The following is a 13,627-nucleotide window of genomic DNA, read 5'->3' on the forward strand; positions in this document are numbered from 1 at the left end:
TCACATCCTCCCCGCGGCGCCCGCCGGCACCGCAGCCCGCAACCGGTAGGCCGACGTCCGGCCGGCCGTGACCCGCTCGTAGTTGTCGTCGATGCCGATGGTGGTCTCGGCCGCGCCCAGGAACAGCCAGCCGTCCGGCCGCATCAGCCGCGCCACGTTGCGCAGCACGGTGCGCTTGGTGGCCACGTCGAAGTAGATGAGCACGTTGCGCAGGAAGATCACGTCGAACGGGGGCAGCGGCGGCAGCGGCGCGGTCAGGTTCAGCCGCTGGAAGCTGACGTGCCGGCGCAGGCTCTGCACCACCCGCCAGTGCGCGCCCGAGCGCTCGAAGTACTGCACGAGCTGCTGCGCCGCCAGGCCCCGGTTGACCTCGACCTGGCTGAACTCCGCCGCCTCCGACCGCTTGATCATCTCGGTGGAGATGTCGCTGCCGACGATGTCGTAGTCCCAGCCGGGCGGCAGCGACTCCTGCAGCGAGATCGCCAGGCTGTACGGTTCCTGCCCGCTGGAGCTGGCCGCCGACCACACCCGCAGCCGGCGCTGCGCGCCGCGGGCCTTGACCAGCTGCGGCACCACCACGTCGGTGAGCGCGGTGAACGGCTCCCGGTCGCGGAAGAACGACGTCTCGTTGGTGGTCAGCGCGTCGACGACCCGGCGCTGGTGGTCGGCGTTGGGCATGCGCTGCAGGCTCGCGAGGAACTCGGCCACCCCGGCCGCCCCGACCTGCCGGGCAACCGGGATCAGCCGGGCCTCCACCAGGTACTCCTTGCCGGGCGCCAGCACGATCGACGACTCGCGCCGGACCAGCGCGGCGACGAACGCGAAATCGGACGCGGAGAGGCCCATCAGACGCCCACCGTCCGGCCGCCGAGGCGCGCCAGCAGGGCGGCCGGGATCTGGTCCAGCGGCAGCACCGCGTCGGCCAGACCCGCCTGCGCCACCGCGCCCGGCATGCCCCACACCACCGAGCTCTGCTCGTCCTGCGCCACGACGGTCGCCCCCGCACCCTTCAGGTCGCGGGCGCCCTCGCGCCCGTCGTAGCCCATGCCGGTCAGCACCACGGCCAGCACCGACTTGCCGTACAGCGCGCGGACCGACCGGAACATCACGTCCACGGCGGGCCGGCAGCTGTTCTCGGGCGGGGCGCTCGACAGCTCGGTGGACACGTCGGTGCCGCGGCGGCGCAGCACCAGGTGCCGGTCGCCCGGGGCGACGTAGACCGTGCCGACCCGCAGCGGCATGCCGTCCTCGGCCTCGACCACCGTCAGCGGGGTGGTCCGGTTCAGCCGCTCGGCGAACATCTTCGTGAACACCGGCGGCATGTGCTGGGTGACCACCACCGGCACGGGCAGCGAGGTGGGCAGCGCCTGGAAGAGGTGGGCCAGCGCGTCCGGGCCGCCGGTCGACGAGCCGATCGCCAGCAGCTCCACCCGGCCGCCGCCGGGCAGCGGCGCCACCGGCTGGGTGAGCGCCGGCGCGGCGGTGACGCCCGCGGGGCGCAGCGGCGCGGGCGGCGCCGAGAGCCCGGGGCGGGCCGCCAGGCCGGGCGTCGGCGGCCGGACCGGCGCGCCCGGGCGCCGCCGGCCGAGCGCGTGGATCTTCGGGACGAGCTGCTCGCGCACCGCCGCGATGGACTCGCGCACCGAGCCCACGTTGGCGGGCTTGGTCACGTAGTCGGTGGCGCCGGCCGCCAGCGCGTCCAGGGTGGCCGCCGCGCCGGCCGACGACAGCGTGCTGAACATGATCACGGGCAGCCGCGGGTGCCGCTTGCGCAGCTCCTTCACCGCCTCGATGCCGTCCATCTCCGGCATCTCGATGTCCATCGTCACCACGTCCGGCCGGAGCTGGTCGATCTTCTGCTGGGCGATGCGCCCGTTCGCCGCGGTGCCCACGACCTCGACGTCGGGGGCGCCCGTCAGGGCGTCCACGATGAGGCGGCGCACGACGACCGAGTCGTCCACGACCAGCACGGAGACCACGGGCATCAGCTCCACCAGCTCGGTCCGAGGGCCGCCACCACCGGCGCGAGCAGCCGGTGCGCGGTTGCCGTGTCCAGCAGGTCGCGGACCACGAGGGCCTGCACGCAGCCGCTGAGGGTGTTCCAGACGCCGCCGGCCCGGTCCGCCACCGGGATGTCGGCCGTGTCGATCGCCTGCACGAGCAGCAGCTGCGCGGCCGCCGCGGTGCGCACCCGGCCCGACAGGTACGCCGCCCAGGACGCCGAGTGGACGGCCGGCGACCAGCCGCTCGACGCGCGGCGGGCCTCGTCGGCGGCCTGCACCAGCCGGGTGCGGTCGCCCGGGCGCGCGGAGCGGATCTTGTCCAGCAGCGCCGAGACGGCGTAGTGGTGCGGGCCGAGGTCGACGGGCGGGCCGGCCGCCAGGTGCCGCATCGCCCGCACCCAGCCCGCGCCCAGGCCCCGGCGGGTGTCGGCGTCCAGGTAGTCCTTCAGGTAGCTGGCGACGGCCGCGTCACACAGCAGCGCGGCGGCCGCGGCGGCGGCGTCGCTCTGCCGTGCCTGGTTGCCGGTGCCCGCCCACGTCCACTCCAGCACGTCGTACCGGATGCAGGTCAGCAGCTCGTCGACCGAGCCGATCGGCGCCCGCTCGACCGTGGCGAGGGTGCCGGCCGGGTCGTCCGCCTCGTTCATCCCGCGCAGGCTCGGCACCTGCCGCGCGGCGCTCTCCACCGCCACCCACAGCGGGCCGCGCACGTCCTCGCCCGGCACGTGCTCCGCCAGCACCGGCAGGTCGTCGGCCGTGAGCCGCAGGCCCCGCAGCAGCACCTCGGCGGTCGCCGAGCCGCCGGGCAGGCGGGTGAGATCGAACCCGAGGACGGGCGCGCTGACCAGGCTGTACATCGGCGATCAGCTCGTGACCCGGTACGTGTCCACGGCCGAGCGCACGTCCAGGGCCAGCATCAGCCGCCCGTCCATCTTGTAGGTGCCGACCACCAGGTCGCGGGTCGGGCCGCTGAGCGTCACGGGCGGCGGCTCGAACGTGTCGTCCTCCAGGTCGACGACCTCGCCGATCTTGTCGACGAGCAGGCTGACCGGCTCGCCGTCACCGCGCAGGATCACGTTCATCACCGGGCCCTGCAGCGCCTGGCGGGCCAGGCCGAGCTGCACCCGCAGGTCCACCGCGGCGATGACCTGGCCGCGCAGGTTGAACAGGCCGCCGACGGCCGGCGGGGCCAGCGGCACCGGGGTGTACTCGTTGTACGAGAGCACCTCCTGCACCGCCTCCACCTCCACCCCGAAGAGCTGGTCGGCCACCTCGAACGTGGCGAACTGCCGGCTGCTCATCGGGCCTCCACCAGGGACGGGTCGAACCGCTCGGTGTAGAAGTCGGGGTCGGCCGCGAGGATCGCCCGGCGCACGTCCAGCAGTTCGGTCACCCGCTGCTGGATGACGGCGGTGCCGACCAGGCCGTCCTCGTGGGTCTCGTTGCGCGCGGTCACGGCGTCCTCGGCGATGTCGACGATCCGGTCGACGACCAGGGCCACGCTGCGGTCGCCCTCGCTGTAGACCACGACGCTGACGGTGTCGCGGACCTCCGGCTCGTCGTACACCCCGAGCAGGTTCGCCAGCCGCACCAGCGGCAGGATCCGGCCGCGGTACTGCACCACCTCGCGCGAGCCGCTGCGCTCGATCTTCGTGCGCGGGAACTCCTCCAGGCGGGTCACCGTGTCGAGCGGGATCGCCACCCGGCGCTCGCCGACGGCCGTGACGAGCAGCCGCTCGCCGCTGCCGGCCGCGCCGACCGACCGGGACGTGCCCACCAGCGACTCGCGCTCCGCGTCGCCCTGCGCCAGGTGCGAGCGGCGGGCCAGCGACTGCACGTCGAGGATGAGGCCCACCTTGCCGTCGCCGAGGATCGTGGCGCCCGCGTACAGGCCGATGTCCTTGAACCGGCTGTTGATCGCCTTGACGACGACCTCCTCGGTGTTGAGGACGCGGTCGACGACCAGGCCGAAGCGGCGGCCGTCCGCCTGCAGCACCACCAGGTAGACGCCCTGGTCGGTGCCGATCTCCAAGCCGAGGGTGTGGTCGAGGCGCACCAGCGGCAGCAGCTTGCCGCGCAGCCGGTAGACGGGCGCGCCCGAGGCGTACTCGATCTTCGTGCTCTGGCCGTCGATGTAGACCAGCTCCAGCACCGACACCTGCGGCACGACGTAGCGGTGGTCCCCGCAGTCGACGGTGAGCGCCTGGATGATCGCCAGGGTCAGCGGGATCGTCAGCCGCCAGACGGTGCCCTCGCCGGGCGTCGAGTCGACGTCGACGGCGCCGCCGATGCGCTCGATGTTCGTCTTGACGACGTCCATGCCGACGCCGCGGCCGGAGACGTTCGTGACCGCCTTGGCGGTGGAGAAGCCCGGCTGGAAGACCAGCGCCATGATCTCCCGGCGGTCCATCTGGGCGATCTGGTCGGCGCGCACGACACCGTTCTCCACGCCCTTGGCGGCGATCCGCTCCACGTCCAGGCCGCCGCCGTCGTCGGCCACCTCGACGGTGACGTGCCCGCCCTCGTGGTACGCGCGCAGCGTCAACGTGCCCTCGGCCGGCTTGCCGGCGGCGACGCGCTGCTCGGGCGTCTCGATGCCGTGGTCGACGGCGTTGCGCACCAGGTGGGTCAGCGGGTCCTTGACCGCCTCCAGCAGGCTGCGGTCGAGCTCGGTGTCCTTGCCCTGCATGACCAGCTGGATCTGCTTGCCCATGCTGTTGCTGAGGTCGCGGACGACCCGGGGCAGCTTCGACCAGATGTGCTCGATCGGCTGCATGCGGGTCTTCATGATCCCGGCCTGCAGCTCGCTGGTGATCAGGCCGAGCCGCTGGGCGCTGCGGGTCAGGGCGGCGTCGCCGGTCTCCATGACGCCGCGCAGCAGCTGGTTGCGGGCCAGCACCAGCTCGCCGACCATGTTCATCAGCGAGTCCAGCAGGTCCACGTCGACGCGGATCGCCTGGTCGGCGACGCTGCGCTTGGGGGCGGCCTGCGCCTGCAGCGCCTCCACCACCGCGCCGGGCGCGGCCTTGCCCTCGTCCAGCAGGATCGTGCCGAGCTTGCGCTCGTCGCCCTCCAGCTGGCGCTGCAGCGCGGACGCCACGTCACCCGGCGAGGTGGCGCCCTTCTCGATGAGCACCTCACCGATCGGCCTGCGCTGCTCCTCGACGGGCTCCGGCGCGGGCCGCCGCGGGGTGTCGTCCAGCGACGCGGTGTCGCCGGCGACCGCGGCGGCCGCCTGCGCACCGGCCGCCGCGCCGGCCTCGGCGCCGGCGGCGGCACCGGCCGCGGCACCCGCCTCGACCGCCTGCTCGACGGCCTCCTCGGCGGCGTCGTTGCTGTTCATCTGCGCGTGCACGGCCGCGACGATCGGCTCGATCGCGACGTCGCCCTCGGCGCCGGTCTCCTCGATCGAGGCGAGCAGCGCGCGGACGCCGTCGATCATCTCCAGCAGCGTGGTGATGGTCGCCGGGGTCACCGGCTGCACGCCGTCGCGCAGCCGCGACAGCAGCGACTCACCCGCGTGGGCCAGCGCCTCCAGGCGGCCGAACGCGAGGAACCCGCTCGTGCCCTTGATCGTGTGGATCGTGCGGAAGATCCGCGAGATGAGTTCCCGGGACCCGGGCTGTTGCTCCAGGTCGACGAGGTCCCGGTCCAGTTGGTCCAGGTTCTCGTGGGACTCCATCAGGAATTCGCCGACGATCTCGCCAAGGTCTTCCACGGCGCCAGCCTTTCGATCGGACTACCCGAGGCCATTCGGCTCAGACGAGCTGTTACTTAGGCGTCGCCGCCGTTGCGCCGGTACCGGTAGCCGAATCCGCGCACACTCTCGATGGGCGAGTCGTCCGGTTCGGACCAGCCGAGCTTGCGGCGCAGGCGCAGGACCGCGAACTTGACGCGCTCCTGGCCGATGCCGGTCGGGTCGTCCCACGCCTGAGCCAGCAGCTGGTTCGGGCTGAGCACCGCGCCGGCGTGCCGCACCAGGGCGTTGAGCAGCCGGAACTCGGTCGGCGTCAGGCGCTTCTCCTCGCCCTTGACGTAGACCCGGCGCTTGGTGGGGTCCAGGTGCACGACGCCGTCGTCGTAGATCTGGCTCGCCCAGTTGTTCTGGCTGCCGGCCGAGCGGCGCAGCAGCGCCTCGACCCGGGCCAGCAGCTCGGCGTTGGCGAACGGCTTGGTCAGGTAGTCGTCGGCGCCGCCGCGCAGGCCGCGCACCTTCTCCGCCTCCTGGCCGTGCGCGGTCAGCACCAGCACGGGCACGTCGGAGACGTCGCGCAGCCGTTCGAGCACCTGCCAGCCGTCCATCTCCGGCAGGCCCACGTCCAGCACCACCAGGTCGGGGTGCTCGACGTACGCCTCCTTGAGGCCGCTGCGGCCGTCGGTGGCCTGCTTGACCTCGTAACCGGCCCGCGTGAACAGCAGCCGCAGGGCGAGGGAGATGTCCGGGTCGTCCTCGACGACCAGCAACCGGCTCACGAGTCGTACCTTCCGGGTGCGTTCACAACCCACCTCCCCGGGACGTCGACACCGCACGGAGAGGCCGGGCGGTGAGATCAATTCGCGACACTCACGATAACGTGAGGTCTCAGGCGAAATCCGGAAAGTTATAGTTTGTCGTGCGCATCCGACCGATCACCGCGCTGTGACCCCGCCAGCCACCAGCCCACCCGCCGGCGACCTGCGCCCCGGCGCGATGGAGGCCCGGTTCCTCGCGGTCGTCTCCCACGAGCTGCGCACCCCGCTGACCACCATCGCCTCGTTCACCGAGAGCATGGCCGCCGACGAGGACATGGCGCCGGCCGAACGGTCGCTCGCCCTGTCCGCCGTGCGCCGCAACACCGACCGCATGCTCACCCTCGTCGAGGACCTGATGCTGCTGTCCCGGCTGCAGACCGGCGACCTCGAACTCACGCTCACCCCGGTCGACCCGGCCGGCATCGTCCGCGCCGCCGCCGACGCCCTCGCCAAGCACGAACCGCACACCGCCGCCACGCTCGACCTGCCCGCCGGTCCCCCGGTCCGCGGCGACGCCGCCCTGCTGCACCTCCTGGCGTACGCGATGGTCGGCACCGTGGCCGCGGGCGCCGCCGACCGCTCCGCCACCGTCCACGCCGAGGCCGGCGGCGCCGGCTGGACCGTCACCGTGTCGGCGGTCCAGGCCGAGCAGCTCACCGACGAACTGCTCATGGCGGGCACCCTCGCCCTGCCCGAGCCCCCGCACCGGCGCCGCAGCACCGCCCTGTGGATGCTGCTGGCCACCGCCATCGCCACCCGCCACGGCGGCCAGGTCGACCTCACCTACGACCCGGCGGTCGGGGCGGGCGCGGTCGCGTTCCTGCCGTACACCCCCGTCCCCGACTGACCGGCCGCCCGCGCCGCCGACGTGTTACCGATCGGTAGTGCGGGACGTCTACCGTGACCGCCGCCACCGTGGCACGCTGCTCGTCATGGTGACGCGAGTCGATGCTCCAGGCGGTCCCGCGCGCGGTGGTGTGGGCGGGGCATGACTGGGCCGGCCCCCCGCGTGCCGCTGCGGCACGCCCTCCGGCGCGGCCGGTCGCCCGTCGTCTGGCTCAGCGCGCTGCTCGTCGTCGTGCTGCTCGGCTGGGCCGGCTGGGCGTGGCTGGACCGGGCGCTGGAGCCCGCCGGCTGCCAGGTGCGCACCGTCGTCGACGTGGTCGCCGCGCCGGCCGTCGCGGACGCGGTCGGCCGCGCCGCCGCCGCGCGGCCCGCCACCGGGTGCGTGAAGGTGCAGGTGTCGCCGCGCGACTCGGCCGGGTTCGCCGACGACCTCGCCAACCCGCCGTCGGGGGCCCGGCCGCACGTCTGGATCCCCGAGTCGACGTACTGGCTGCAGCGGGCGCAGTCGCTGGGCGCGTTCGAGGTGCCCGCGACCGGCACGTCGATCGCCACATCGCCCGTGGTGCTGGCCATGTCCGACCAGGTGGCGGCCGAGCAGGGCTGGCCGGACCGGCCGGTGTCGTGGGGCGCGCTGCTGCGCGGCCGGTCGTCCGACGTGCCCGTCGGCCTGCCCGACCCGGCGACCGACCCGGTCGGGGTGGCGGCGCTGGTCGCGGTGCAGGCCATCGTGGCGGACGACGACGACCCGGCGGCCGCGCAGAGCGCGGTGCTGCGCCGGTTCACCGAACAGACCGTGACCCGGGCGGCCGACCTGTACCGGCGGCTGCCGGAGGCCGGCAGCGGCGCCCGCACGCTCGGCGCGTTCGTCACCAGCGAGCAGGCGATGCTGCGGCACGCCCAGCGACCGGGGGCGTCGCCGCTGGTCGCCGCGTACCCGCCGGCGGACGTGCCGACGCTCGACTTCCCGTACGTGGTGCTGCCCGGCACCGCCGACGAGACCCTCTCGGCGGCGACCGCGTTCCTCGGCGAGCTGCTCGCCCCGGCCGGGCGGCGCACCCTCGACGCCGCCGGGTTCCGCGGGGTGGACGGCACCGCGTCCGGGCTGGCGCAGGAGAGCGCGGGCCGGGCCGGCACGGCCGCGGTGCCGCCGGTGCCGATGCCGGCGGACGCCACGCTGGTGCAGCTGCTCAGCGCGTGGACCGGCGTCCAGCTGTCGTCGCGGATGCTCGGCGTGATCGACGTGTCCGGGTCGATGGCGGAGCAGGTGCCCGGCGGCGGCAGCCGGCTCGGCCTGACGATCGACGCGGCACAGCAGGGCCTCGGGCTGCTGCTGGACACCACCGAGGTCGGCATCTGGCTGTTCTCCACGAACCTCGACGGCGACCGCGACTACCGGGTGCTGGCCCGCGCCCGGCCGCTCGGCGAGTCCCGCGACGAGCTGCGCCGGCGCCTCGACCAGGTGCGGGTGAAGCCCGACGGCGACACCGGCCTGTACGACACGACGCTCGCCGCGTACCGGGAGGCGCGCCGCACCTGGGCGCCAGGCCGGATCAACGTGCTGCTCATCGCCACCGACGGCAAGAACGACGACGCGTCGAGCATCAGCCGCGCCCAGCTGCTCGCCGAGCTGCGCGAGCTGGCCGACCCGCGCCGGCCGCTGCCGATCGTGTTCATGGGCATCGGCGGCGACATCGACCCCGACGAGCTGGACGACATCGCGTCGGTCACCGACGGCCGGGTCTTCCAGGCGAAGAAGGCGTCCGACATCCGCGACATCTTCTTCACGGCCCTGTCCGACTTCAGCTGTCAGCCGCCCTCGTGCCGCAAGTGATCGGCTGGCTGCGGGAACGCCGCTGGACGGTCGCCGGCCTGGCGGCGCTGACCGTGCTGGCCTTCGCGCAGCAGCCGGGCCGGGCCACCTTCGACACCAAGCTGGACCTGGCGGTCGACCCGGTCGGCTTCATGGCCCGCTCGCTGCACCTGTGGAACCCGTGGGCCACGTCCGGGGAGCTGCAGAACCAGGCGTACGGCTACCTCGTGCCGATGGGCCCGTTCTTCGCGGCGGGCCAGCTGCTCGGGCTGCCGGTGTGGTTCACCCAGCGGCTGTGGTGCGCGCTGCTGTTCGGGGTGGCGTTCGTCGGCGTGCTGCTGCTGGCCCGCGCGCTGCGCATCGGCACCGAGGGCAGCCGGCACGCGGCGGCGCTCGCCTACGCACTGGCCCCGCGCATGCTGACGGAGATCGGCACGCTGTCGTCGGAGATGCTGCCCGCGGCGCTGCTGCCGTTCGTGCTGCTGCCGCTCGTGCGGGTGGACCGGATCGGCTCGCCGCGCCGGGCGGCCGGGCTGAGCGCGCTGGCCGTGCTGGCCATGGGCGGCATCAACGCGGCGATGGTGCTGCTGGCGCTCGTGCTGCCCGGGCTGTACCTGGTGACCCGGCGGTTCACCCGCGACCACCTGCGGCTGGTCGCGTGGTGGTGCGCGGGCGTGCTGAGCGTGGTGCTGTGGTGGTTCGTGCCGCTGCTGCTGCTGGGCCGGTTCAGCCTGCCGTTCCTGTCGTACATCGAGTCGGCGGCGACCACGACCGGCGTGACGTCGACGTTCCAGGTGGTGCGCGGCACGAACCAGTGGGTGGCGTACGTCGTCGAGGGCGTCCCGTGGTGGCCGGCCGGCTGGCTGCTCGTCGACAACCCGGTCCTGCTGGTGGCGACCGCCGCGGTGGGCGGCATCGGGCTGGTCGGGCTGGCGCTGCCGCGGCTGCCTGAGCGCGGGTTCCTGATGCTCGGCATGCTGGCCGGGGTGGTGCTGCTGACGGTCGGCTTCGTCGGCACCCTCGACTCGCCGCTGTCCGGTGTGGCGCGCGGCCTGCTCGACGGGCCGCTCGCGCCGTTCCGCAACGTCCACAAGCTCGAACCCGTGCTGCGCCTGCCGCTGGTGCTCGGCTTCGCGCACGCCGTCGCGGCGGCGGCCCGGTGGCGGGCGGCGCCCGCCCGCGCGTGGGTGGCCCCCGCGGCCGTCGGCCTCGTCGTGGTCGTGGCGGCGCCCGCGTGGCTGCTGCACCTGCGGCCCGGCCCCGGCTGGACGGACATCCCGGCCCACTGGCACCAGGCCGCCGACTGGCTCGCCGAGCACGACCCGGCCGGGCGCACGCTGGTGGTGCCCGGCTCCGGCTTCGGCCACTACACGTGGGGCCGCACCGTCGACGAGCCGATCCAGCCGCTGGCCCGCACCGCGTGGGCGCTGCGCAACCAGGTGCCGCTCGGCTCCGAGGGCAACACCCGGGTGCTGGACACCGTCGAGGCGGTGCTGTCCACGGGCCGCGGCTCCCCCGCGCTGGCGGGCTACCTGACCCGCAACGGCTTCCGCTACCTGCTGCTGCGCAACGACCTCGACCGGGCCCGCACCCAGGCGCCGCCCGCCGCGGTGCTGCGCGCCGCGCTCGCCGCGTCGCCCGGCGTCCGGCTCGCCGCGTCTTTCGGCCCGCCGGCCGACGCCCGGCCCGAGCAGCGCAGCCCCGTCGACGACACCGAGGCCGCGCCGCCGGCCATCGAGGTGTACGACACCGGGGCGCCCGTCCCGCGCGCCCGCACGGTCGACGCCGCCGACGTCGCCACCGTCAGCGGCGGCCCGGAGTCGCTGCTGCCCGCGCTGGAACAGGGGCTGCTGGCCGCCGACCGGCCCGCCGTGCTGGCCGGCGACGGCGCCGGCGGGACCGCCCGGGTCGTCACCGACGGCCTGCGCCGGCGCGAGCGCAACGTCGGCCGGGTCCGCGACAACGTCAGCCAGACCATGACCGCCGACGAGGAGTCCCGGCAGCGCCGGGCCGCGCTGGACCTGCTGCCGTTCGAGGACGAGGCGCACCGGACGGTGGCGGCGTACTCCGGCATCCGCGCGGTCACGGCGTCGTCGGCCGCCAGCTACGCCGACGCGCCCGGCGGCGGCTCGCAGCCGTCGTACCAGCCGTTCGCGGCCCTCGACGGCGACGACCGCACCGCCTGGCACAGCGCCTCGTTCGGCGACCCGCGCGGGCAGTGGCTCCAGGTCGACCTGGGCACCCCGCGCCGGATCGACGCCGTCGGCCTGTCGTTCGTCGACGACGTGCGGGTCGGCTGGCCGGTCGCCCGGTTCGCCCTGACCACCGAGTACGGCACCACCGAGCACGACGTGGGCGCCGGGCCGTACCCGCTGCCGCCCGGCGGCCTGGTCACCACCGTGCGGGTGACGGTGCTGGAGCTGGCCGGCGACGCGGTCGGCGGCAACGTCGGCATCCGCTCGCTGACCCTGCCCGGCGTGGAGCCGAGCCGCAGCCTGCGGGCGCCCGCCGACGTCGGCGCGGGCGACGGCGGCCCGCCCGCGTACGCGTTCACCCGCGAGCACCACGCCCGCCCGGCGTGCTTCCCGGCCGACGGCGCGGTGCGCTGCGACCCGGGACTGGCCCGCGTCGGCGAGGAGCCGGGCGGGCTCGACCGGCTGTTCCGCACGCCGCTCACCGCCACGTACGGGCTGTCGGTGACCGCCGTCGCCCGGCCCGGCGGCCGCACCCCCGCCCCGCCCGAGGGCGTCACGGCGGAGGCGTCGTCGTGGCTGGCCGGCGACCCGCGGGTCGGCCCGTGGTCGGCCGTGGACGGCGACCCGCGCACCGCCTGGCTGGCCGACATCGGCGACCGCGACCCCCGGCTGCGGGTGCGCTGGGACGGCGAGCAGCGCGTCGACCGGCTCACGTTCCGGCTGGCCGGCCCGCCGGTGGCCGCCCGCCCCACCGTCGTCGAGGTGCTCAGCCCCACCGAGGCGCACGTCGCCGACGTGCGCGCCGACGGCTCCGTGCGCTTCCCCGCCATGACGACCGACCGGCTCGACATCCGCGTCGTCGCGTTCGACAGCCGCGTCTTCGACCGGCGCGGCAACCGGGCCGACGCGGTGCCCGGCTTCGCCGAGGTGACCGTCCCCGGCGTCGACCGGGCCACCGTCGCGCCGGAGTTCGCGGTGCCCTGCGGCAAGGGCCCGGTCGTCGAGCTGGACGACATCCGGTTCCGCACCGCCGTCAGCGGCACGCTCGCCGACTACCTGTCCGGCCGGCCCCTGTCGGTGCGCATCTGCGACCTGTTCGCCGCCGACGACCTGCGGCTCGGCGCGGGCGAGCACCGGCTGCGCAGCACGCCGTCGGACAGCTTCGTCGTGCAGGACGCCACCCTGCGCCCGACCGGCTGGGCCGCGGCGGCGCCCGCCGGTCAGCGCGCCACCACAGTGGACCGCTGGGACGAGACCGCGCGCGCGGTGACCGTCGCCCCCGGCGGGCAGGCGCTGCTCGTCGTGCCGGAGAACGCCAACGCCGGCTGGACCGCCCGGCTCGGCGGCGTCCCGCTCGCCGCCACCCGCGTCGACGGCTGGCAGCAGGCGTGGATCGTGCCCGCGGGCGACGGCGGCACCGTCACCCTCGACTTCACGCCCGACCGCACGTACCGGGCCGGGCTCGCCGCCGGCGCCGCCGCCGTCCTCGTCGCGCTGCTCATGGCCGCCCTTCCGGTCCGCCGGCGGCGCCCGGTCGCGGCCCCGCGCCCCATCGGGGGGTACGCGGTGACGATCGCGCTCGCGGTGCTCGCCGTCGCGCTGGGCGGGGTGCCGGCCGCGGTGCTACTGATCGCCGCCGTGCTGCTGCGGCAGGTGCGGCCCCGCCTGCTCGTACCGGTCGCCGCCGCCGGGATGGCGGTCGCCACCGCCGTCACCGTCGTGGAGCGGCTGGCGGGGCACGGGCAGGCGGGGGCGTACGGCGCCCCCACCCAGCTCGCCATGCTCGCCGCCGTCTGCGCCGTCGTCGCCGCCGCCGTGCGGGTGCCCGGCGCCCCGCTCCACCAGCAGCCCGACGGCGACGAGGAGGCCCGCGGCGACGGTGGCGGCGGCCGCGACCTGGCCCACGCCGCCGTCCAGCCAGGTGAGCACCAGAACGGCCTCGACGGCGGCGGCCACCCAGACGGCGGCCATCGGCCGCAGCTCGGCGCCGGCGATCCGGGAGTACAGCAGGATCTGCGCGACGGCGAGCAGCAGGCCGGTCAGCGCGAACAGCCACAGCGGGGCGGACGCGGCTGAGTAGCGGCCGCCGCCGAGCAGCGGCAGCAGCCACGACCCGGCGGCGGCGCACGCCACCACCACCGGCGCGTCCACCACGAGCACCGCCAGCAGCGCCGAGCGCACCGCGCCCCGCCGCACCGACGGGTCGGCCAGCCGGGGCAGCACCAACACGCCCACCGCCTGCGGCAGCCAGTAGGCGACCT

General features: G+C 75.3%; 9 protein-coding genes. 3 read left to right on the forward strand and 6 right to left on the reverse strand.

The window, feature by feature from the left end; genetic code table 11:
* From Sya03_RS07080 to Sya03_RS07105, 6 genes are read right to left on the reverse strand one after another with little or no spacing between them, the layout of a single operon-like run.
* Nucleotides 1–846 (reverse strand): CheR family methyltransferase, encoded by an 846-nt coding sequence (locus tag Sya03_RS07080; RefSeq protein WP_203937380.1) that lies wholly within the window; start codon nt 844–846, stop codon nt 1–3.
* Nucleotides 846–1,985 (reverse strand): protein-glutamate methylesterase/protein-glutamine glutaminase, encoded by a 1,140-nt coding sequence (locus Sya03_RS07085; protein ID WP_239107181.1) that lies wholly within the window; start codon nt 1,983–1,985, stop codon nt 846–848. The genes Sya03_RS07080 and Sya03_RS07085 overlap by 1 nt, the downstream gene beginning before the upstream one ends.
* Nucleotides 1,985–2,860, reverse strand: coding sequence for a hypothetical protein (locus Sya03_RS07090; protein ID WP_203937381.1), 876 nt, complete (start codon nt 2,858–2,860; stop codon nt 1,985–1,987). Before Sya03_RS07090 ends, Sya03_RS07085 begins: the two co-directional genes overlap by 1 nt.
* A gap of 6 nt (nt 2,861–2,866) precedes the next feature.
* Nucleotides 2,867–3,304, reverse strand: a complete 438-nt coding sequence (locus Sya03_RS07095; RefSeq protein WP_203937382.1) for a chemotaxis protein CheW — start codon at nt 3,302–3,304, stop codon at nt 2,867–2,869.
* The gene (locus tag Sya03_RS07100; RefSeq protein ID WP_203937383.1) at nt 3,301–5,721 is read right to left on the reverse strand and encodes a chemotaxis protein CheW; all 2,421 of its coding nucleotides are present in this window, start codon (nt 5,719–5,721) and stop codon (nt 3,301–3,303) included. Before Sya03_RS07100 ends, Sya03_RS07095 begins: the two co-directional genes overlap by 4 nt.
* 56 nt (nt 5,722–5,777) lie before the next feature.
* Complete coding sequence (locus Sya03_RS07105; RefSeq protein ID WP_203937384.1) at nt 5,778–6,476, reverse strand: response regulator transcription factor; 699 nt, start codon at nt 6,474–6,476, stop codon at nt 5,778–5,780.
* 166 nt (nt 6,477–6,642) lie between these two features.
* Between Sya03_RS07105 and Sya03_RS07110 the strand changes: the two genes are divergently transcribed.
* The 3 genes from Sya03_RS07110 (at nt 6,643) to Sya03_RS07120 (ending at nt 13,442) form a co-directional block, all read left to right on the forward strand.
* A complete protein-coding gene (locus tag Sya03_RS07110) occupies nt 6,643–7,362 on the forward strand; it encodes a sensor histidine kinase (protein WP_203937385.1) in 720 nt (239 codons plus the stop codon).
* Nucleotides 7,363–7,503: 141 nt separating this feature from the next.
* Nucleotides 7,504–9,192 carry a substrate-binding and VWA domain-containing protein gene (locus Sya03_RS07115; RefSeq protein ID WP_203937386.1) on the forward strand — a complete coding sequence of 563 codons (1,689 nt, stop codon included), beginning with the start codon at nt 7,504–7,506 and terminating at the stop codon, nt 9,190–9,192.
* A complete protein-coding gene (locus Sya03_RS07120) occupies nt 9,189–13,442 on the forward strand; it encodes an alpha-(1->3)-arabinofuranosyltransferase (RefSeq protein WP_203937387.1) in 4,254 nt (1,417 codons plus the stop codon). Before Sya03_RS07115 ends, Sya03_RS07120 begins: the two co-directional genes overlap by 4 nt.
* Nucleotides 13,443–13,627: the final 185 nt, after the last annotated feature.

Source organism: Spirilliplanes yamanashiensis (assembly GCF_016863475.1).
Lineage (GTDB): Bacteria > Actinomycetota > Actinomycetes > Mycobacteriales > Micromonosporaceae > Spirilliplanes > Spirilliplanes yamanashiensis.

Coding starts and splice junctions, on each gene's coding strand:
- Sya03_RS07080 (WP_203937380.1), bottom strand. CDS start 846: ATGGGCCTCTCCGCGTCCGATTTCGCGTTCGTCGCCGCGCTGGTCCGG.
- Sya03_RS07085 (WP_239107181.1), bottom strand. CDS start 1,985: ATGCCCGTGGTCTCCGTGCTGGTCGTGGACGACTCGGTCGTCGTGCGC.
- Sya03_RS07090 (WP_203937381.1), bottom strand. CDS start 2,860: ATGTACAGCCTGGTCAGCGCGCCCGTCCTCGGGTTCGATCTCACCCGC.
- Sya03_RS07095 (WP_203937382.1), bottom strand. CDS start 3,304: ATGAGCAGCCGGCAGTTCGCCACGTTCGAGGTGGCCGACCAGCTCTTC.
- Sya03_RS07115 (WP_203937386.1), top strand. CDS start 7,504: ATGACTGGGCCGGCCCCCCGCGTGCCGCTGCGGCACGCCCTCCGGCGC.